General features: G+C 60.8%; 17 protein-coding genes. 9 read left to right on the top strand and 8 right to left on the bottom strand.

Annotation, left to right across the window (positions count from 1 at the left end; translation table 11 throughout):
* Nucleotides 1–246: 246 nt before the first annotated feature.
* The 6 genes from FZ934_RS09330 to FZ934_RS09355 form a co-directional block, all read right to left on the bottom strand.
* Nucleotides 247–960, bottom strand: coding sequence for a ParA family protein (locus tag FZ934_RS09330; protein ID WP_113363455.1), 714 nt, complete (start codon nucleotides 958–960; stop codon nucleotides 247–249).
* A gap of 217 nt (nucleotides 961–1,177) precedes the next feature.
* Nucleotides 1,178–2,329: an iron-containing alcohol dehydrogenase gene (locus tag FZ934_RS09335; RefSeq protein WP_153270851.1), complete on the bottom strand. Its 1,152-nt coding sequence runs from the start codon at nucleotides 2,327–2,329 to the stop codon at nucleotides 1,178–1,180.
* Nucleotides 2,326–3,711, bottom strand: coding sequence for an aldehyde dehydrogenase family protein (locus FZ934_RS09340; protein ID WP_153270852.1), 1,386 nt, complete (start codon nucleotides 3,709–3,711; stop codon nucleotides 2,326–2,328). Before FZ934_RS09340 ends, FZ934_RS09335 begins: the two co-directional genes overlap by 4 nt.
* A 108-nt stretch (nucleotides 3,712–3,819) precedes the next feature.
* Nucleotides 3,820–5,187, bottom strand: coding sequence for a glutamine synthetase family protein (locus FZ934_RS09345; RefSeq protein ID WP_153270853.1), 1,368 nt, complete (start codon nucleotides 5,185–5,187; stop codon nucleotides 3,820–3,822).
* Between the two features lie 148 nt (nucleotides 5,188–5,335).
* The gene (locus FZ934_RS09350; RefSeq protein WP_153270854.1) at nucleotides 5,336–6,883 is read right to left on the bottom strand and encodes an amino acid permease; all 1,548 of its coding nucleotides are present in this window, start codon (nucleotides 6,881–6,883) and stop codon (nucleotides 5,336–5,338) included.
* Nucleotides 6,884–7,009: 126 nt separating this feature from the next.
* A complete protein-coding gene (locus FZ934_RS09355) occupies nucleotides 7,010–7,783 on the bottom strand; it encodes an N-formylglutamate amidohydrolase (RefSeq protein ID WP_153270855.1) in 774 nt (257 codons plus the stop codon).
* A 176-nt stretch (nucleotides 7,784–7,959) separates the two neighbouring features.
* Here FZ934_RS09355 and FZ934_RS09360 point away from each other — a divergent pair, with 176 nt between their 5' ends.
* The 8 genes from FZ934_RS09360 (at nucleotide 7,960) to FZ934_RS09395 (ending at nucleotide 15,758) form a co-directional block, all read left to right on the top strand.
* Entirely contained in the window at nucleotides 7,960–8,832 is an 873-nt protein-coding gene (locus FZ934_RS09360) for a MurR/RpiR family transcriptional regulator (protein ID WP_113363460.1), read from the top strand.
* A gap of 202 nt (nucleotides 8,833–9,034) precedes the next feature.
* The gene (locus FZ934_RS09365; protein WP_432443617.1) at nucleotides 9,035–10,117 is read left to right on the top strand and encodes an ABC transporter substrate-binding protein; all 1,083 of its coding nucleotides are present in this window, start codon (nucleotides 9,035–9,037) and stop codon (nucleotides 10,115–10,117) included.
* Nucleotides 10,118–10,195: 78 nt separating this feature from the next.
* The gene (locus tag FZ934_RS09370) at nucleotides 10,196–11,092 is read left to right on the top strand and encodes an ABC transporter permease (protein WP_153270856.1); all 897 of its coding nucleotides are present in this window, start codon (nucleotides 10,196–10,198) and stop codon (nucleotides 11,090–11,092) included.
* Nucleotides 11,089–11,877 carry an ABC transporter permease gene (locus FZ934_RS09375; RefSeq protein ID WP_113363463.1) on the top strand — a complete coding sequence of 263 codons (789 nt, stop codon included), beginning with the start codon at nucleotides 11,089–11,091 and terminating at the stop codon, nucleotides 11,875–11,877. Before FZ934_RS09370 ends, FZ934_RS09375 begins: the two co-directional genes overlap by 4 nt.
* Nucleotides 11,878–11,888: 11 nt before the next feature.
* On the top strand, nucleotides 11,889–12,950 hold the full coding sequence (locus tag FZ934_RS09380; RefSeq protein ID WP_113363464.1) for an ABC transporter ATP-binding protein: 1,062 nt from the start codon (nucleotides 11,889–11,891) through the stop codon (nucleotides 12,948–12,950).
* Between the two features lie 147 nt (nucleotides 12,951–13,097).
* Complete coding sequence (locus FZ934_RS09385) at nucleotides 13,098–14,438, top strand: MFS transporter (RefSeq protein WP_153270857.1); 1,341 nt, start codon at nucleotides 13,098–13,100, stop codon at nucleotides 14,436–14,438.
* Between the two features lie 70 nt (nucleotides 14,439–14,508).
* Nucleotides 14,509–14,814, top strand: coding sequence for an NIPSNAP family protein (locus tag FZ934_RS09390; RefSeq protein WP_047505879.1), 306 nt, complete (start codon nucleotides 14,509–14,511; stop codon nucleotides 14,812–14,814).
* Between the two features lie 74 nt (nucleotides 14,815–14,888).
* Nucleotides 14,889–15,758 (top strand): hypothetical protein, encoded by an 870-nt coding sequence (locus FZ934_RS09395; RefSeq protein WP_153270858.1) that lies wholly within the window; start codon nucleotides 14,889–14,891, stop codon nucleotides 15,756–15,758.
* A gap of 94 nt (nucleotides 15,759–15,852) precedes the next feature.
* Here FZ934_RS09395 and metH read toward each other — a convergent pair whose 3' ends face one another.
* Entirely contained in the window at nucleotides 15,853–19,626 is a 3,774-nt protein-coding gene (gene metH / locus FZ934_RS09400; protein WP_153270859.1) for a methionine synthase, read from the bottom strand.
* 172 nt (nucleotides 19,627–19,798) lie between these two features.
* Between metH and FZ934_RS09405 the strand changes: the two genes are divergently transcribed.
* Nucleotides 19,799–21,058: an AGE family epimerase/isomerase gene (locus FZ934_RS09405; protein ID WP_153270860.1), complete on the top strand. Its 1,260-nt coding sequence runs from the start codon at nucleotides 19,799–19,801 to the stop codon at nucleotides 21,056–21,058.
* Nucleotides 21,059–21,111: 53 nt separating this feature from the next.
* Here the strand turns inward: FZ934_RS09405 and FZ934_RS09410 are convergent, their stop codons facing one another.
* Complete coding sequence (locus FZ934_RS09410) at nucleotides 21,112–21,690, bottom strand: hypothetical protein (RefSeq protein ID WP_246737866.1); 579 nt, start codon at nucleotides 21,688–21,690, stop codon at nucleotides 21,112–21,114.
* Nucleotides 21,691–21,738 lie beyond the last annotated feature (48 nt).

The raw sequence follows: 21,738 nt of genomic DNA on the forward strand, positions 1-21,738 counted from the left end.
ACACGATCCTTGAATGTCCTTTTGATTGGTGCGGCGTTTCTTTTTGTTTTGTCGATGCTCTTTATTTGACGCCTCGACGCACGAAGCGGACGAAACTGCATTTCAGACCACCTAGCGAAAATAACGAAGGAATTAGAAAAGCCCATGACCCCGCCGGTCATGGGCTTTTCTAATGGAAGATGATCGTTGGAACGCTTCGGTCTGCCGGCCACGGCAAGCTGTGGCCGCCGCCGCAAGACCAATCCGTCAGGCGGCGGAGCGGACGAAGGGTCCGGTCATTCGCGCCGCCGCAGGCAGCCGTACCGGCAGCTTGCGCATGATCTCTTCTGCGAAACAGAGCGCGTTCTCCTTCGCCCGATCGAGATTGCTCACCCGCGCCGGGTCGAGCGAATGAAGCGTACCGCCGACGTCGAAGATGTCGCGGAAGGCGGAGCGCTCGATGATCGCCGTATCCAGGACCGGAACCTGCCGTTCGCTCAACAGCGATTTGACCAGCGCGAGCGCGCGAGTGGTGACCATTGAGTTGACGCGCGTCAGGACGACCGAATGTCCGATCTTGATGCCCGCCTTCTCGTCCAGGTACTGGAGCAGCTCAAGCACCTGCGCACCGCCGCGGGCGTCCATCGCACATCCCTGGATCGGGATAAGGACGTGGTCGGAGAGGCCGATCGCCGTAGCAAGCAGCGGATTGCGCGCGCCCGGCAGGTCGACGATGAAATAGTCGGTGTTGTGCTTGTTCTCGGAGATATGCTGCGGCAGCGAAGCCGAGGTAACGAAGTCGATCACCTGCACATTGGGAACGTGACCGGAAACCTCATGCCAGCGCGTGATCCAGTGCTGCGGGTCCGCATCGAGAACCGTGACGCGATAGCCCTTGTTGGCGAGCTCGGTCGCAAGCAGCAGCACAGCCGTCGTCTTGCCGGCGCCGCCCTTGGTGTTTGCAAATGTAATGACTGGCATATCAGGTCCTCAAGGGGAAAGTCGCGAGCCGGGCGATTGGCTCTTCCGCGCACTGGGGGAAGCATCGTGCGGTTAATGCATCCTTTCCGATCATGGTTAACAACTCCTAAACGTACCCTCCTCAGATTCAGCCGGTTATTCTCGCAGTCACCGTCCAACACAAAAAAAGCCCGGAAAGCGGGGCTTTCCGGGCTTTTATCTTCCTGCCAGGTGACGATCAGAAGCAATCGGCGAAGAGCTGCTTGGTGTTCTCAAGCGTCATTGCAACGGGATTACCACCCGCACTCGGGTCTTCGATCGCCATTGCGGACAATTCGTCGATTCGATCAGGCTTGATTCCCATCGCCGAAAGGCTGTCCGGAACGCCGAGTTCCGAGCGAAGCTGCAGCACGTAGTTGTAGAAGCCGTCGAAGCCGCCGGAGATGCCGAGATAGGCCGCCGCGCGCGCGATCTTGTCTTCAATCACCGAGCGGTTGAAGCGCAGCACGGCCGGCATAACGACAGCATTGGTCATGCCGTGATGCGTGTTGTAGACGGCGCCGATCGGATGCGACAGCGCATGGATGGCGCCGAGGCCCTTCTGGAAGGCGACCGCGCCCATGGCGGCGGCCGACATCATGTGGGCGCGGGCTTCAAGATCCGTGCCTTCCTTGTAGGCGCGCGGCAGGTATTCCTTGACGAGACGCATACCTTCCAGCGCGATACCGGCCGACATCGGATGGTAGAAGGGCGAAGAATAGGCTTCCAGGCAATGCGCGAAGGCGTCCATGCCGGTGCCGGCGGTGATGATCTTCGGCATGCCGACCGTCAGTTCCGGATCGGCGATGACGACGCCTGGCAGGAACTTCGGATGGAAGATGATCTTCTTCACATGCGTTTCGGAATTGGTGATGACGCTGGCGCGACCGACTTCCGAACCGGTGCCTGCCGTGGTCGGAACGGCGACGATCGGCGCGATGCCTTCGACACTGGCGCGCGTCCACCAATCACCGATATCCTCGAAGTCCCACACGGGCCGCGTCTGGCCGGCCATGAAGGCCACGCACTTGCCGAGATCAAGGCCGGAACCGCCGCCGAAGGCAACGACGCCATCGTGGCCGCCATCCTTGAACGCCTTGACGCCGGCCTCGAGGTTCTTCTCGTTCGGATTCGGGTCGACGTCAGCAAAGATCGCGCGGCCCAGACCGGCCTCCTCGAGAATGTCGAGTGCCGTCTGGGTGATCGCCATGGATGCCAGGCCGCGATCGGTGATCAGCAGCGGCTTCTTCATGCCGAGGCTCTTGGCTGCGTCCGCCAGTTCCTTGATGCGGCCGCGGCCGAGCTTGAAGGCGGTCGGATAGCTCCAGTTGGCTGTGATGTTGCTGCTCATGCTGTGACTTTCTTCAGATGGTAGGATTTCGGACGCGTCAGGTTCTGGAAGCCGATGATCGACAGCGAGCCGCCCCGGCCGGTTTCCTTGACGCCGGTCCAGCAAAGCGCCGGATCGAGATAGTCTGCGCGGTTCATGAAGACGGTGCCGGTTTCGATCTCGCGACCAAGCCGTGCCGCCCGCTCCGCATCCTTGGTCCACAGCGATGCCGTCAGACCGTACTGGCTGTCGTTCATCAGCGCGATTGCCTCGTCGTCGCTCTTCACCTTCATGATACCGACGGCAGGGCCGAAGGTTTCCTCGCGCATGAAGGCCATCGAATGGTCGACATCGACGAGGATCTGCGGCGCGAGATAGGCACCGCCATCGTCCTGCGGGAACAGCTTGGGATCGACCAGCGCCTTGGCGCCCTTGGAGACGGCATCGGCGATCTGCTCGCGCACGACTTTGGCGAAACGCTTGTTTGCCATCGGGCCGAGCGACGTCTCGGGATCAAGCGGATTGCCGAGCTTGTAGTTCGACACCCAGGCGACCGACTTCTCGACGAAGCTGTCATAGAGCGATTCATGCACATAGATGCGCTCGATACCGCAGCAGCATTGGCCGGAATTGTAGGTCGCGCCATCCATCAGCGTATCAACGGCCGCGTCGAGGTCGGCATCTTCCATGACGTAACCCGGATCCTTGCCGCCAAGTTCGAGGCCAAGACCGGTAAACGTGCCGGCTGCCGCGCGCTCCATCGAACGCCCGCCTTCGACCGAACCAGTGAAGTTGACAAAGTTGAAGCTGCCTGCGGCAATCAAGGACGATGTCGTCTCATGATCGAGGAAGACATTCTGGAACACATCATCTGGAACGCCAGCCTCGACGAAAGCCTGCACCAGCCGCTCGCCGACGAGAAGCGTCTGCGACGCATGCTTCAGTATGACCGTATTGCCCGCCATCAGCGCCGGCGCGATCGTGTTGATCGCCGTCATGTAGGGATAGTTCCAGGGCGCCACGACGAACACGACGCCATGCGCTTCGCGCTCGATGCGGCGCTCGAACTTGTCGCTTTCCTCGACGACCAGCGGTGCCAACGCATCGGCAGCAATCGAGGCGACATAGTTGGAGCGTTCGTTGAAGCCCTTGTATTCACCGCCATAGCGGATCGGTCGCCCCATCTGCCAGGCAAGCTCGGGAACGACGACGTCGGACATCTCGTTCAGCCGCGCAACGCCCTTGAGGACGAGCTGCACGCGGTCTTCAAGCGGCCGCTTCGCCCAGGACTTCTGCGCCTTGCGAGCGCGCGCCACGACGTCCTTCGCCGCGTCCAGCGACAGCGCCGGACGCTCGGCGTAAACCGATCCGTCGATCGGCGAAATGCATTGGATCATTCCCATGATCATCTTCCTATGTTTTCGCGTGCCGAAGCCGGTCGCCGCCTACAGACAATCTCGCAAGATATGGAGATCGTATGACAGGACGTCGTCCGGCCTTTGCTACGCCTATTATGCTCTTTCGAAACCGCGCGCCACTTCCCAGTCGGTGATGCGACGATCGTACTCCTCCTGCTCCCATTCGGCAGCGCGCGTGTAGTGATCGATGACGTCGTCGCCAAAGGCACTGCGCAACATCTTCGATTTCGTCATGGCAACCGTTGCCGCGCGCAGCGTGCGCGGGATCTCGCGGACCTTGCGAGCGCCATAGGCGTCACCGACGAACGGTGCTTCGAGCTCCATCTTGTTCTCGATGCCATCGATGCCCGCTGCGAGCAGCGCCGCAAAGGCGAGATAGGGATTGAGGTCGGACCCGCCGACGCGGCACTCGATGCGGATCGCCTTCGTGCCGTCGCCGCACAGGCGATAGCCGGCCGTACGGTTGTCCTTGCTCCAGATCGCCTTTGTCGGCGCAAACGTGCCGGCCATGAAGCGCTTGTAGGAGTTGATGTAGGGCGCCAGGAAGTAGGTGATCTCGCTCGCATGCGCGAGCAGGCCGGCAATGTAGTTTTCCATCAGCGGCGACATGCCGTATTTGCCCTTGTCGTCGGCAAATAGCGGTGTCTTGCCATCCGCACTCCAGAGCGACTGATGGATATGCGACGAGCTGCCGGCGGCGTTGTAGTGCCACTTCGCGAGGAAGGTGATGGCCTTGCCCTTCGACCAGGCGATTTCCTTGCAGCCGTTCTTGATGATTGAATGGCGGTCCGCCATCGTCAGCGCGTCTGCGTAGCGTACGTTGATTTCCTCCTGGCCGGCGGATGCCTCGCCCTTGGAGTTTTCGACCGGGATGTTTGCGCCCTGAAGACCGGTGCGGATCGCCCGCATGACCTCTTCTTCCTTGGTCGTCTGGAAGATGTGGTAATCCTCGTTATAGGCGCTGGCGAGCTTGAGGTTGCGATAGCCCGACGCCTGCGCCGACTCGTAGGTCTGGTCGAACAGGAAGAACTCAAGCTCGGAGGCCATGAACGCCTTCATGCCCATGTCCTCGAGACGCTTGACCTGCTTCTTCAGGATGGCGCGCGGCGAGTGCGGCACCTCTTCATGGGTGTGATGGTCGAGCAGGTCGCAGAGTACCAGCGCGGTCCCTTCGAGCCACGGAATGCGCCGCAGCGTCGAAAGGTCGGGCTTCATCGTGTAGTCGCCGTAGCCCTTTTCCCAGCTTGTCGCCTTGTAGCCGGAGACGGTTTCCATCTCCATGTCGGTGGCGACGAGATAGTTGCAGCTATGTGTTTCCTTCCATGCGCTCTCGAGGAAGTATTCGGCCTGGAACCGCTTGCCCATCAAGCGGCCCTGCATGTCCACCTGGCATGCCAGAACCGTGTCGATGCGGCCGTCGGCAACATCCTGCTTGAGATCGTCGAGAGTATAGATGCTCATATTGAATCCGCCTGAACCTGGAACTGAAAAAATCGGGGCAACGAAAGAGCATGCCGTGAAACGGACGCGCCTGACCTGATGCCTTTTCGTTGAGCCGGGAAACGGGGCCGCCGATGCGGCCCCGTCGTTAAAGAGGGAAGTCGAAAGCTCAGCTTTCTCCGACGGCCTTTTCAGCAGCCGCAATCTCGGCCTGACGGCGTGCCACTTCTTCGCCGATCGGCGGTCCCTTGAAGCGGCGGCTTTCGAAGCCGAACCACACGATCGCGGTCAGCACAAGGAAGCCGACGGTGATGTAGAGCGCCCACTCGTTCGGCGGCTGAACGCCGAGAACGAAGATCAGGATCATCGCCAGGATCGTCAGCACGGAGAAGAGCTTGTACATGCCCTCGCCGATGTTCCACGGACCCATCTTGTCCCACTTCGACGAACCCCAGGCGAAGAGGCCGAGCGTGATCGGGATCGCGAAGGAGAAGAACAGGAAGATGACCGTGCACGAGACGACGATCGTGTAAACCGGCGTGTCACCGATAGAAACGAGCGACGAACCCCAGACGAAGAGCACCGAAAGGATCGAACCCGTCCAGATCGCAGCCACCGGCGTACGGTACTTCGGGCTGACCTTGGCAAGCGCCTTGGAGGCCGGCAGACCGCCGTCACGCGAGAAGGCGAAGATCATGCGCGACACCGAGGTGACGGTCGCAAGCCCGCACAGCCACTGGCTGACCAGAATTGCGAAATAGAGCAGATCCTTGATGACGGCGGGAACCTGCGCGTCCATCGCCCAGAAGAACACGTTCCAGCCCTGCTTTGCAGCTTCGTCCATGTTCGGAAGCATCAGCACGAAGGAGCAAAGCATGATGTAGCCGAACAGCGCCGACCACAGTACCGACGACACCATGCCGCGCGGAACCGAATGGGCCGCCTTGACGGTTTCTTCCGATGTATGCGCCGAAGCGTCGTAACCGGTAATCGTGTAGATCGGCAGCAGCAGACCGAGCAGGAATACCCACGTGCCGGAGGTCGCTGGCCATACATTGCCGCCCGCTTCGCCGGAGTAGTTGGCGAAGGTGAAGAGGCGGCCGATCTCGTAGGACGGTGCGAAGAGCAGGCACACGGCAGACAGCACGATTGCGGTTGCGAAGATCAGGTAGCCCGAGAAGTCCGTGAGCTTCGCGGTCAGCCCGATACCCATGTGGTTCACGAGCGCCTGCGCACCGGTGATGATCACCAGGAACAGGATACGGACCGTGGTGGTGTCCGTCAGACCGAAATAGCTCGTGCCGAACGAACCCATGAAGAAGTAATAGGTACCGACATTGATGGCGCCGAGAACCGTGACGAGACCGAGCAGGTTGAACCAGGCGGTCAGCCAGCCGGTGAAGCGGTTGCCGAGGATCGAACCCCAGTGATAGAGGCCGCCGGCCGTTGGATAGGCCGAGCTGATCTGCGCCATGGCGACGGCAAACACCAGCGAAACAAAGCAGCCGATTGGCCAACCGATGCCGATCGCCGCGCCGCCGGCACCGGCGGTCGCCTGTGCCAGCGAGTTGATGCCGCCGGAGAGAATGCAAATGATGGAAAACGAGACGGCGAAATTCGAGAACGAGCTCATGCGTCGTTCCAGCTCCTGGGCATAGCCCATGGAGTGCAGGATGTGGACATCCTGCTTTTTGTCGAGTTCCGAGTAATCGGACATGACTTCCCCCTGTTTAGCGATCGACCGCGGGATTGCGGTTGATCATCCAGTGCCAAAGTGCTCGTGACGTGTGCGCCTACGAGCGGATCGCAGTTAGACTGCTCCCTGGGGTCTTTTTCTTTGTTGTCAGGCGTCCAGGCTTTGCCGGAGAAGCCCTGTCAGATAGCCGGCCATGACCCCTTGACCGTCTTGATCTGAGATGAGGTCGTTGCGGACCTCGATCATTACATTGCGCAGCCCGTTCGAAAGCCCGTGCAGAACAAGCGTGTGGGTCACGCCATCTGCGGGGCCATAGGGCTCGTTGCGTTCGACTTTATAAAGGGACGAGCCAGCCGAGGCGGCGTTCAGGACGCTGTCGGCAAGGCGGCTGTCGTCATCATGCAATATGCCGATTTCCACGGCACGCGTCTTGCCGTGGTAAACAGGAGTGAAGCTATGGACCGTTGCAATCACCGTATCCTGCCCCCTCGCCTTGCGTTCGCGAATCAGTGCGCGAATGGCGTCGTGGAAAGGAATATACAACGCTTCGGTGCGCGCGACGCGTTCTTCTGAGCTTAGGTGCGCATTGCCCGGAATGTCGTAGACTTCGCTCTTCTCGGGCATGGCGCCCGGAGACTCCGGCGGCCTGTTGCAATCATAGATCAGTCGCGAAAATCGCTGGTAGACAAGCGTCGCATCAAGGGCTTCGGAAATTCCGCGCGCTACGGCGAGCGCGCCCGGATCCCACGCGATGTGGCTTTCCAATGCTTCGCGGGAGAGACCGAGCGTCCCGAACCGCTCGGGGATCAATCGGGATGCATGCTCGCAGATCACCAGCAAAGGGCTCTTGCCGTTCGGTCGCTCGACCGAAACGCATTTACCTTCCGCTTCGCTTAGGACCTTGAACTGAACAGCCACCACAGGCGCATCCCGATCATTAATAAAGAATGTATAAGAAAAGAATTCTTCAGGTTCTGGCGACTGTCAAGCGCACGCTGAAAATTTCTTTTCATGACAGTGGTTGACATGGATTGTGACAGCGTTGTTAACTTTGAGTGGGAAAGTGGCACAAGACCAATCCCGGGGAGCAAGATCGAGTGACCGCTGCGTCGAAGACAGTTTCGGACGTAATCCATTCGCATTTCGGCACGCTGACGCGGGCCGAGAAGCAATTGGCTGAGAGTCTGTTGGACAACTACCCTGTCTCCGGCCTGGGGAGCATTACGACGATCGCGGAGAACGCCGGCGTATCGACCCCGACGGTCGTGCGCATGGTGCAGAAGCTCGGCTTCAAGGGCTATCCGGACTTTCAGGCGCACCTTCATCAGGAGGTCGAGGCGACGATCTCCAACCCCATCGCGAAGCATGACCGTTGGGCGTCCAACGCACCGGGCACGCATATTCTCAACCGTTTCGCCGACGCGATCATGGGCAATCTGCGCCAGACGCTGAGCGCGCTCGACACAGCGACCTTCGACAGCGTCGCCTCGCTCCTTTCAGACCGCAAGCGCGGCCTCTACTTTGTCGGCGGGCGCATTACCGGTGCGCTGGCCGAGTATTTCTTTACTCATATGCAGGTCATCAGGCCGAACACCGCGTTGCTGTCGTCCAATTCCAGCAGTTGGCCGCAATACGTCCTCAATATGAATCCCGGCGACCTGCTCGTTATCTTCGATATCCGTCGCTACGAGCAGGAGATGGTCAGCCTCGCAACCGCGGCACGCAAGAGCGGGGCCGAGATCGTCGTCTTCACCGACCAGTGGGGATCGCCTGCCGCCAAGCTCGCCCGCCACACCTTTCGTGTGCAGATCGAGGCGCCGTCGGCCTGGGACTCGTCCGTCGTCACTCTTTTCATCGTCGAAGCCCTCATCGAAGCTGTTCAAAGCTCGACCTGGGACGAGACGAAAGAACGCATGAAAACCCTGGAGGGCCTGTTTGAACAAACGAGGCTGTTCCGCAAACTCAGTTAGGAGGGAAAATACGACAGTGAGATGACGTGTGGCGCTTGCACGAACAACGTGTCGTAATTGAAACATCGCCGCCAAATGCCTGCTATACAAAGAAAAAATAAGGTCATCAAACTGTCACGAAAGCTTCACGTAACGTCAGTAACAGCATCGTCGGACACTGAAAACCCGAAGGAGAACAACAGTGATCTCTAATATTTCGAAAATGCTTTCGCTTTCTACTGCAATTGTTGTTGCTTCGACTGCAATCGCAGCAGCTGAACCAAGCGCTGAACTTATTGCTGCCGCCAAGAAGGAAGGCACGCTGACGACCATCGCGCTTCCGCACGACTGGTGCGGCTATGGCGACGTCATTGCCGGCTTCAAGGCGAAGTACGGCCTGGAAGTCAACGAACTGAACCCGGATGCCGGTTCGGGCGACGAAATCGAAGCCATCAAGGCAAACAAGGGCAACACCGGCCCGCAGGCTCCTGACGTCATCGACGTCGGCCTCTCCTTCGGCCCGACCGCCAAGGCTGACGGCCTGATCCAGCCTTACAAGGTTTCCACCTGGGATTCGATCCCTGACTCCGCCAAGGATGCCGACGGCTTCTGGTACGGCGACTACTACGGCGTTCTCTCCTTCGTCGTGAACACCGACATCGTCAAGGAAGTCCCGAAGGACTGGGCCGACCTGAAGAAGTCCGACTACGCCAACTCGATCGCTCTCGCCGGTGACCCGCGCGCCTCGAACCAGGCTGTTCAGGCTGTTTACGCTGCCGGTATCGCTGCTGGCGAAAAGGATGCAACCAAGGCTGGTGAAGCAGGTCTCGCCTTCTTCGGCGAACTCAACAAGGCAGGCAACCTCGTTCCTGTCATCGGCAAGTCCGCTTCGCTGGCACAGGGCTCGACCCCGATCGTCATCGCATGGGACTACAACGGCCTGTCCTGGCGCGATACGCTCAAGGGCAACCCGCCGGTTGAAGTCGTCGTTCCGGCTTCGGGCGTCAACGCCGGCGTTTACGTCCAGGCGATCTCCGCCTTCGCTCCGCACCCGAACGCTGCCAAGCTCTGGATGGAATACCTCTATTCGGACGAAGGTCAGCTCGGCTGGCTGAAGGGCTATTGCCACCCGATCCGCTTCAACGATCTGGCCAAGAACAAGAAGATCCCGCAGGAACTTCTCGACAAGCTGCCGCCGGCAGCCGCCTATGAAAAGGCTGTCTTTCCGACGCTCGACGAGCAGGCTGCTGGCAAGACCGCCATCACCGGCAAGTGGGACAGCGTCGTTGGCGCCAACGTCAAGTAATATCGCCTGATACCGGCCTCCCCGTCATTGCGACGGGGAGGCTTTTGCCCCTTCGACGCCGCAAGAAGAGCTTTTTCAATGAGCACTGTTTCGACGACGCCCGTGGTGAGCACGGCCCCGCTGATCACCAGGGACCGGGTGATCGACTGGCTTGGCATTACACCCTTCATTATTTTCGCGCTTCTTTTTCTCATTATTCCCACGCTCTACCTTGTGGTCGGCGCCTTTTTGACGCCCGAGGGTAATTTCACGCTGAAGAACATCGGTGATCTCTTCACCCCTTCGATCCTCAGCGCCTACTGGATCAGTATCCGCGTATCGGTCGCCTCCGCCCTTGGCGGCGCGCTGATCGGCTTCTTTCTTGCCTGGGCGGTCGTTCTCGGCGGCCTGCCGACGTCGGTGCGCTCGACGCTTCTGACCTTCTCCGGAGTCGCCTCGAACTTCGCAGGCATCCCGCTTGCCTTCTCGTTCCTTGCAACGCTTGGCCGTACCGGCCTCGTCACCATTTTCCTGAGAGACTGGTTCGGCTTCAACCTCTACGGTACCGGCTTCAACCTTCTCTCCTTCTTCGGCCTGACCATCACCTACATGTACTTCCAGATCCCGCTGATGGTGCTGATCCTGACGCCAGCGCTCGATGGCATGAAAAAGGAATGGCGCGAAGCGGCCGAAATCCTCGGCGCCAGCAATGTCCAGTACTGGACCAAGGTCGCCCTGCCGATCCTCTGGCCGAGCCTTCTCGGCACGACGCTGCTGCTCTTCGCCAATGCCTTCGGCGCGATTGCGACCGCCTACGCCCTCACCGGCTCCTCGCTCAACATCGTTCCCATCCTGCTCTACGCGCAGATCCGCGGCGACGTCCTTCACAATGCGAACCTCGGTTACGCGATCGCGCTCGGCATGATCGTCATAACGGGCGTGTCCAACATCCTCTATCTCATGCTGCGTATGCGCGCTGAACGGTGGCAGAAATGAAGGCTCAAAAACTCGGCGCCTGGATCGCCATCGCCATCGGCGCGACCTATTTCATCGTGCCCCTGCTCGGAACCATCGAGTTTTCGCTGCGCATGCGCCGCGATGCGTACAGCTTCGACGCCTATCTGTCGGTTTTCTCCGACGAGCGTTTCCGTGAGACCTTCGGCTATTCAATGATGATGGCATTGCTCACCATCGTCTTTGGCATGCTCTTGATCGTGCCGACCGCCTATTGGGTGCGCCTACGCATGCCGCAGATGCGCCAGGTGGTCGAGTTCATCACGCTGCTGCCGCTGGTCATCCCGGCCATCGTCATCGTCTTCGGTTATCTCAGGATGTACAATTCCTCGTCCTTCCTGCCGATGACAGCCTCGACCACGGGCACCAACATCCTTCTGGTCTTCTCCTACATCACCCTGTCGCTGCCCTACATGTACCGCTCCGTCGACACCGCCATGCGCGCCATTGACGTGCGCACGCTGACTGAGGCCGCCCAGAGCCTCGGCGCCAGCTGGTGGACGATCATGTTCAAGTGCATTTTCCCGAACGTGATGAGCGGCATCCTGTCGGGCGCCTTCATCACGCTGGCGATCGTCATGGGCGAGTTCACTTTCGCGGCCCTGCTCAGCCGCCCGGCCTTCGGCCCTTATCTCCAGCTCGTCGGCGCCAACAGGGCCTACGAGCCCTCGGCACTCGCCGTGATCGCCTTCTCCATCACCTGGCTCAGCATGGGCCTGCTCAATCTCGTCTCGCGCATCGGCAGATCCCGCCCGGCCAAGGCTTAAGGTATTTTGACATGTCTTTTCTCTCGCTGACCAACATTCAGAAATCCTTCGGCCCCGTTCAGGTCGTGAAGAACTTCAACATGGACATCGAAAAGGGAGAATTCGTCTCCTTCCTCGGCCCGTCGGGCTGTGGCAAGACCACTGTCCTGCGTATGATCGCCGGCTTCGAAAATCCGACCGGCGGCAACCTCACGATCGCCGGCAAGGACATCGCACCGCTGAAGCCCAACCAGCGCAATATCGGCATGGTCTTCCAGGCCTACGCCCTCTTCCCGAACATGACGGTGCATGACAATGTCGCCTTCGGACTGAAGATCGCCGGCAAGCCGAAGGCCGAGATCGACGCCCGCGTCAAGGAGATGCTGGCACTGATCCATCTCGGCCACCTTGCCGATCGCTATCCCTACCAGATGTCGGGCGGTCAGCAGCAGCGCGTGGCGCTCGCCCGTGCCCTTGCCGCCAAGCCGCAAGTGCTCCTGCTCGACGAGCCGCTCTCGGCGCTCGACGCCAAGATCCGCGTGTCGCTACGCGAGGAAATCCGCCAGATCCAGCAGTCGCTGGGCATCACCACCATCTTCGTCACCCACGACCAGGAAGAAGCCCTTTCGATCTCCGACCGCATCGTCGTCATGAACGGCGGTCGCGCCGACCAGATCGGCACCCCCTTCGAGATCTACAACACGCCGGCCACCCGCTTCGTCGCCTCCTTCGTCGGCACGCTCAACATGATCGAGGCTAAGGTTGTCGATCCCGCCGTGAACCGCATCCAGATCGGTGACCAGGGCGTCACGCTGAAACAGTCGGTTGCCGCCTACAAGGCTGGCGACACAGTCTCGCTTGCGCTGCGCCCGGAAGCGGGATCGCTGGCAGAGAGCACCCCAAGCGACACGAAGCTGACCGGTCAGGTCGTTTCCGCCCACTTCCTCGGCTCGGTCATCCGCACCCGCATGAACGTCGGCGGCAACGTGATCTCCTTCGACATGTTCAACAGCCCGGGCGTCACCCCGCCGGCTGCCGGCGAGACCGTGACGCTGCGCTTCATGGCGGCCGACCTCCTCGTCATTCGCGACTGATCAGGCCGCCGCGCCAGTTTTGCGGCTTTGCCACACTCGCTTCCAACATTTCCGGCGCTGCATTTCGCGGCGCCGGAAATTGCTTGAAATGACATCCTCGATGCGCAACGACTGCTTAAACGTTTTTCGTCGAGCAAAGTCAGCATCATGTCCCCCACCACACCAGTCGCCCCGCCCCGTCGCCTCACCGCGCAGGATTTCCGCACACTTGGCCTCTCCGCCCTCGGTGGCGCGCTTGAGTTCTACGATTTCATCATCTTCGTCTTCTTCGCGGCGGTGATCGGCAAGCTGTTCTTTCCAGCCGACATGCCGGAATGGCTGGTGACCATCCAGACCTTCGGAATCTTTGCGGCCGGCTATCTGGTTCGCCCACTCGGCGGCATCGTGCTTGCCCATTTTGGCGATCTATTCGGTCGCAAGCGCGTCTTTGCCTTCTCGATCCTGCTGATGGCGCTCTCGACGCTCGGCATGGCCGCCATGCCGACCTACGCCACGATTGGCGTTGCCGCTCCGATCCTGCTGATCCTGATGCGCATTCTGCAGGGGGCTGCGATCGGCGGCGAGGTGCCCGGTGCCTGGACCTTCGTGGCCGAGCACGTCCCGTTCCGCCGCGTCGGCTTTGCCTGCGGCTTCCTCTGCTCCGGCCTGACGCTCGGGATCCTGCTCGGATCCTTCATCGCCACGATCATCAATTCCGTCTTCACGCCTGAGGATGTTGCTGCCTATGCATGGCGCATCCCGTTCCTGCTCGGCGGCATCTTCGGCCTCGTTGCCGTCTACCTGCGCCGCTGGCTGCAGGAGACACCGGTCTTCGCTGAAATGAAGCAGGCCCGCTCGCTGACACCCGAACTGCCGCTGAAGTCAGTGCTGCGCGACTACCCGCGCGGCGTCATTATCTCCATGCTGCTGACCTGGATCCTGTCGGCCGGTATCGTCGTCACGACGCTGATGACGGCGACCTTCCTGCAGAAACTCTACGGCTACACCGCCCAGCAGTCGCTTGCCGCCACCAGCTTCGGCACGCTCTTCCTGATCTTCGGCACAGCAGCCGCCGGCGCGATCGTTGACCGGGTGGGCTCCGGACGCTTCTTCGTCGTCTCCAGCATCTTCTTTGCTGCTGCGACCTTCGCCTTTTACACCTACGCCGCAACGTCGCTCACGGTCCTGTTCGTGCTCTATGCGATCATGGGATTGTCGGTCGGCATGGTCGGCGCGGTGCCCTATGTCATGGTGCGCGCCTTCCCGGCTCGCGTGCGCTTCAGCGGCCTTTCCTTCTCCTACAACGTCTCATACGCCATCTTCGGCGGTCTGACGCCGCTTGCCGTGGCCTCGGCTCTCCCACTGAACCCGATGGCGCATGCCTATTATCTGCTGTTCATTGCAGCCCTGGCCTTCGCGCTCGGGCTATACCTGATCGCCAAGGGCGATAGCGTCGAAGCAGAGGTCGGCATCGAGGAGCTGAACGAACGTCTTGCCACGAGCGCCTGACGACAACACACTAAGTTACTAACCGGCCTGCAGGCGTCTCTGCCGGCCCTACCAATCAGAGATATTTCATATGATTACTTGCCATCTGCGCTACGTCATCGACCCCTACAAGGTCGCCGAATTTGAAGAATATGCCAGGCTTTGGATTCCGATCGTCAACCGCATGGGCGGCAACCATCACGGCTATTTCCTGCCCTCCGAAGGCGCCAACAACATCGCGGTTGCATTGTTCTCCTTCCCGAGCCTCGCCGCCTACGAAGACTATCGCACGCGAATGGCCGTCGATCCCGAGTGCCAGGCGGCATTCGATCTGGACAAGCGCAACCGCAGCATCATCAGCTATGAGCGCAGCTTCATGCGCCCGGTTCTCGGCTGACCAAGACGTCGCCAAATCCGCGAAGGCCGGCCCGTTCGGCCTTCCGTTGCCACATGACGAGGAATTGAAGAACGATGCCAACACCTGCGATCAAAATCCTCGACGCGCTCTCCATACCGGGAAATCCGGCCAAGCCAAATGACGACCGCTTCGGCTATAATGAGTCCTGCGTCTTCGTGATCGATGGCGCAACCGGCCTTGGCGACCGCCAATACATGGACGCATCAGGCAGCGACGCCGCCTGGGTCGCGGCATGCTTCGCGGATGGCTTTCGGCAGCAGATCACGCGCCAGACACAGGTCTCCGATATCGCCCGCGCTGTGTCGCTAGAGGCCAAGGCCACATTCCTCGGCAGCAACCCTGATGTACCGCGCTACGCCTGGCCGCTTTCCGCCTTTTCGATGATCCATGCCGCCGACGACGGTTTGACCTTCTATGGCCTCGGCGATTCCTGCGTCTTCCTCTTGCGGGAAGATGGATCGGTGAGCTTTCACATGGCCATTCCCGACGCCTATGTCAGGGAGCAGGCACACGCACAAAGCCACATCGCCCGCACCGGCGGCATCACCAAGGATGGCGGCGCGCTAGGCAATGCGGAAACGCTGGCCGCTCTGCGCCGGCACCGTGAAAGCCAGAACACCGCTGGCGGCATCTGGACCTTGGGCCTCGTGCCTGAATCGGCGGATCATCTCGTATGGGAAAAATTGAAGATCAACGGTAAGGCCCACGCTATCATCTGCAGCGATGGCTTCGCGGATCTCGTGGTTCTCTACGGCGCCTACGATGCGGCGAGCCTCGTTCGAGCAGCGCTGGAAAAGGGTCTCGCGCCGATGATCGAAGAGCTGCGGCGTTTCGAGCGGGAAACGGACCCCGAAGGTCTCCGCTACCCCCGCTTCAAGCAAAGCGACGACACGACGGCAATTCTCGTCGAGCTGACCGCCTGAGCAACAGCTGATTTCGATTCAGGATCAGCGCCTTGCGGCAAGACGCTGAATCAATCTGTCCGGCACTTGAATCAAATCGTGAAGACGCAGCCGATCAGGCCGCGTCCTCGATGTCCTCATCACGCTTGCGCGGCACGTAGTTGAGAACCGGCCCAAGCCAACGCTCGACCTCGGCAACGTCCATGCCCTTGCGGTTCGCGTAATCCTCGACCTGATCCCGCTCCACCTTGGCAACGCCGAAGTAGTAGGAATCGGGGTGCCCGATGTAGATGCCGGAAACGGACGAACCGGGCCACATCGCGTAGCTCTCGGTGAGCGTCACGCCTGCCGCCTTCTCCGCATCGAGCAGGCCGAACAGCGTCTTCTTCTCCGTATGGTCTGGCTGCGCCGGGTAACCCGGCGCCGGGCGGATACCGGCGTACTCCTCGCTGACGAGCTGCTCGTTGCTGAGATGCTCATCTGCGGCGTAGCCCCAGTATTCGCGACGCACCTGCTCGTGCATGCGCTCGGCGAATGCTTCGGCGAAGCGATCGGCCAGCGCCTTCACGAGGATCGACGAATAATCGTCGTTGGCGCGCTCGAAGCGTTCCGCAATCGCCACTTCCTCGATACCGGCCGTGACGACGAAGCCGCCGACATAGTCCTGGACACCGCTATCGACGGGTGCGACGAAGTCCGACAGCGCGACATTCGGCCGGTCGTCACGCTTCGAGAGCTGCTGGCGCAGCGTGAAGAAGGTGGCAAGCTCGTCCTTGCGGCTCTCGTCCTTGAACAGACGGATATCGTCTCCAACCGCGTTTGCCGGCCAGAAGCCGATGACCGCGCGCGGGTGGAACCACTTCTCGTCGATGATCTTCTTGAGCATCGCCTGCGCATCGGCCCAGAGCGCACGCGCTGCCTCGCCCTGCTTCTCATCCTCGAGAATGGCCGGGAACCGGCCACGCAACTCCCAGGTCTGGAAGAACGGCGTCCAGTCGATGTACTTGGCGATGTCAGCAAGATCGTAGCCGTCGAACACCTTGGTGCCGAGGAAGCTAGGCTTGGTCGGCTTGTAAGTCGCCCAATCGACCTGCTGCGCGTTGTCACGGGCGCGGGCGAGCGGCAGACGCACCTTCTCGGCCTCGCTGCGGGCATGCGCAGCCGCCACCTTGGCGTATTCGGCACGGATATCGGCCACATAGCCGTCACGCGCTTCCGGCGACAGCAGCGAAGAGACGACGCCGACCGCGCGGCTCGCATCCGTCACATAAACCGCCTGGCCCTTTTCGTAGCCCGGATGGATCTTGACCGCAGTGTGGACACGGCTCGTTGTCGCCCCACCGATCAAAAGCGGCAGATCCAGTCCCTGGCGTTCCATCTCAGCGGCAACATGCACCATCTCGTCGAGCGACGGGGTGATCAGGCCGGAAAGGCCGATGATATCGACCTTCTCGGCAACAGCCGTCTCGAGGATCTTCGTCGCCGGCACCATGACGCCGAGGTCGATGATCTCGTAGTTGTTGCAGGCCAGCACGACGCCGACGATGTTCTTGCCGATGTCATGGACGTCGCCCTTGACGGTCGCCATCAGGATCTTGCCGGCGGCCTTGCGCTCGTCGCCGCCGTTCTGGCGCTTCTCCTCTTCCATGTAAGGGAGGAGCACGGCCACGGCCTGCTTCATCACGCGCGCCGACTTGACGACCTGTGGCAGGAACATCTTGCCGGAGCCGAAGAGATCGCCGACCACGTTCATGCCGGCCATCAGCGGACCTTCGATGACATGCAGCGGACGGGCCGCAGCAAGGCGCGCCTCTTCGGTATCGGCATCGATATACTCGGTGATGCCGTTGACCAGCGCATGCTCGAGACGCTTCTCGACCGACCACTCGCGCCAGGAGAGATCCTGCACACGGCCTTCGCGCGCCGCGCCGCCACGGAATTTTTCAGCCACCTCAAGCAGCCGCTCGGTCCCATCAGGACGGCGGTTGAGCACCACGTCTTCGCAGGCTTCGCGCAGCTCCGGATCGATCTGATCGTAGACGGCAAGCTGCCCAGCGTTGACGATACCCATGTCCATGCCCGCCTGGATGGCGTGGTAGAGGAACACGGCATGCATCGCCTCGCGCACCGGCTCATTGCCGCGGAACGAGAAGGAAAGGTTCGAAACGCCGCCCGAGATATGCACCAGCGGCATCGTCTTGCGGATCGTGCGCGTCGCCTCGATGAAGTCGACGCCGTAGTTGTTGTGCTCTTCGATGCCGGTCGCAACCGCGAAAACGTTCGGATCGAAGATGATGTCTTCGGGCGGGAAGCCCGCCTTTTCGGTGAGCAGCTTATAGGCGCGCGCGCAGATCTCGACCTTGCGCTCGTAGCTGTCCGCCTGCCCCGTCTCATCGAAGGCCATGACGACCACAGCCGCACCATAGGCATGCAGCAGCTTCGCCTGCGCCAGGAAATTCTCTTCGCCTTCCTTGAGCGAGATCGAGTTGACGATCGGCTTGCCCTGGACGCGCTTGAGGCCGGACTCGATGATCGAGAACTTCGAGGAGTCGATCATCACAGGTACGCGAGCGATATCCGGCTCGGCGGCGATCAGGTTCAGGAACTCGACCATCGCCTTTTCGGAATCGATCAGCCCCTCGTCCATGTTGATGTCAATGATCTGCGCGCCGTTTTCCACCTGGTCGCGCGCGACGTCGAGCGCCGCGGTGTAATCGGCATTGGTGATCAGCTTGCGGAATTTCGCGGAGCCCGTGACGTTGGTGCGCTCACCGACGTTGACGAAGGGAATGTCCTTGGTCAGCTCGAACGGCTCGAGGCCAGACAACGACATGAACGGCCGGTGCTCGGGGATCGGGCGTGGCTTGTACTTGGCGACAACCTCGGCAATCGCCTTGATGTGTTCAGGCGTCGAGCCGCAGCAGCCGCCAACGATATTGACGAGACCCTCGCGGGCGAACTCGTCGATCTGCGCCGCCATCAGCTCCGGCGTCTCGTCATACTGGCCGAACTCGTTCGGCAGGCCGGCATTCGGATAGGCACAGATGAAGGTATCGGAAACGCCCGACAGTTCCTGCAAGTGCGGACGCATGGCGTTGGCGCCGAGCGCGCAGTTCAGGCCGATCGTGAACGGGTTGGCGTGACGCACCGAGTTCCAGAAGGCGGTCGGCGTCTGGCCCGAAAGCGTGCGGCCTGAAAGGTCGGTGATCGTACCCGAGATCATGACCGGCAGGCGAATGCCCTTCGCCTCAAAGCGCTCTTCGCAGGCAAAAATCGCGGCCTTGGCGTTCAGCGTGTCGAAAATCGTCTCGATCAGGATAATGTCGGCGCCGCCATCGATCAGGCCGTCGATCTGCTCCGCATAAGCTGCCTGCAGGTCATCGAAGGTGACGGCGCGGAAACCAGGATTGTTGACGTCAGGCGAGATCGAGGCCGTGCGGTTGGTCGGGCCGATGGCGCCGGCCACGAAACGGCGACGGCCATCCTCGCGCTCGGCGCGGATGCAGGCGCGGCGCACGATCTCGGCGCCTTCCTTGTTCAGCGCATAGACCTCGCCTTCCATCGCGTAGTCGGCCTGCGCGATCCGGGTCGACGAAAACGTGTTGGTCTCAAGGATATCGGCGCCGGCCTTGGCGTATTTGTAATGGATTTCCTCGATCGCATCCGGCTGCGACAGGATCAGAAGGTCGTTGTTGCCCTTCTGGTGGCAGGCGCATCCGATGAAGCGATCGCCGCGGAAATGGTCTTCATCGAAGCCCAGCCCCTGGATCTGCGTGCCCATGGCACCGTCAAGAACGAGGATGCGTTCGCTCGCGGCTTTCTTGAGCGCAGCAAACACTTCACTACCGTCGCGCTTTGCCCCTTCGGAACCAAACAGAGTATCAAACACGGGCGGACTCCTTGACGTCGTTGCAGACCAAATGGTCCAATCACATAAAGATATCTTTATGTCAATATATCCATCTCATGTGGCGCCTTTGCGGCGCTGGGCAGATGACAGACTCGAGCGGCCCCTATATAGGCGGTTGCGAAGGCTTTGTGCACGAAATCGGAGGAGTATCATGGCACCTGCAAACGGCGACGCCGCGCTCGGAAACTGGACCACCCGCAGCTATCACCGCAACTGGCTTCTTGCGCAGGCAAACGGGCTCTTTGATTTCTTCCAGCACGACTCCATCAACCCCAAGGGTGGCTTCTTCGATCTCGACGACACCGGCACGCCGCTCAATGCCGCCGGCCAGGTCCGTCCGATCCATATCGCGTCGCGAGCCGTCCACTGCTTTTCGATCGGCACCCTTCTCGGCCGCCCCGGTGCCGCCGACGTTGTGGATCACGGCATGCAGTACATCTGGAACCATCACCGCGACACCAGGAATGGCGGCTACTTCTGGTCTCTCGACGACAACGGCCCTGTCGATTCAAACAAGCAGGGATACGGCCACGCCTTCGTCCTGCTCGCCGCCTCGTCCGCCAAGACGGTCGGCCATCCGCTGGCCGACGGCATGCTTGCCGACATCACCGAAGTCCTGAACACGAAGTTCTGGGAAACCAAGCACGGCGCCATCGCCGAGGAATTTACCGCCGACTGGCAAGCCCTCGACGGCGGCAACTACCGCGGCCAGAATTCCAACATGCACCTCACCGAAGCGCTGATGGCTGCCTTCGAAGCAACCGGGGATCGCGATTATCTCGCCAAGGCCGAAAGCATCGCCGACCTCGTGATCCGCCGCGCTGCCGGTTCCGTCGGCTGGCGCGTTGCCGAACACTTCACCACCGATTGGGGTCTCGACAAGGATTACTACCATCCGAACGAGATGTTCCGCCCGGCAGGCACGACGCCTGGCCACTGGCTGGAATGGGCGCGTCTCCTCCTGCAGCTCTGGGTGCTCGGCGGCAAGAAGCAGGAATGGATGCCGGATGCGGCCAAGAGCCTGTTCTCGCAGTCGATCGCGCTCGGTTGGGACGACGACAAGGGCGGCTTCTTCTACACGCTCGACTGGGACGACAAGCCCGCCAAGCGCAACAAGCTGTGGTGGCCGGCCTGCGAAGGCGCTGCTGCCGCGCACTTCCTGAACGAGCACCTGCCGAGCGACTACCACGAGGAGCACTACCGCCGGATCTGGAACGTCATCGAGCGCTCGTTCATCGATCACAAGAACGGCGGCTGGCATGAGGAACTGACCGAGGATCTCGTTCCCTCGCACAGCCTCTTCCCCGGCAAGGGCGACATCTATCATGCCCTGCAGGCCTGCCTGATCCCTCTCTTCCCGGCAAACGGCAGCCTGACCAAGGTCATCCCCGAAGCCGGCGGCAAGATCTGAAGCGATTGGAGGGCGGCGCCATCAATGGCGCCGCTTTCTTTCAGTCGTGTGCCTCATGACGACGGTATGCGCGGGTCCTGCACAAGATAGAACTCCGGCACCGGCGTCATGTCGGTAACGAAGAAGCCGAACGCGGCGAGATCCAGCGGATCGACATGGCCGTCTTCGAAGCTCAACCGATCGTAGCTTTCGAAACGGCTTTCAAAACGCTGAAACCGATTGGATGAAATGAAGTCGGGATTGGGGTTCGTCTGGCCGAACGAGAGGCCATCATCGAAATCGCTCGGCTTGCCGCGAATTTCCTGAAGCTCGAATCCGAAGCCAATCCACCCAAGTCCACTCCTGTTCACGGTGACAATGCGGAAATGAACGCCGGTCTGTTCCGTGGCATCGAGCCGGGACGGGTTTGCGCCCCGGATCACAAGCGTGACGGGCGTCGCGAGGTTCAACTGCTCCTGGATCTCGATCGGATCATCTCGCGTGCCCGAGCCGTTCACGGACAGAATTCGGAAGCCGCCGAGTTCGTCGGAGAAGGAATAACCTCCAGCATACCAGCGCCCGTCATCAGCAGGTCCGGCACTGATGAGCGCCAGTGATAGCAACGCTGCCAGAATTCCCCAATGACGAGCCATCGATCTCGATCCTTCGAGGGAAGTATCGCAGCGAAGCGACCAATTTCA

It is taken from the genome of Rhizobium grahamii, assembly GCF_009498215.1.
GTDB classification, from domain to species: Bacteria; Pseudomonadota; Alphaproteobacteria; order Rhizobiales; family Rhizobiaceae; genus Rhizobium; species Rhizobium grahamii_A.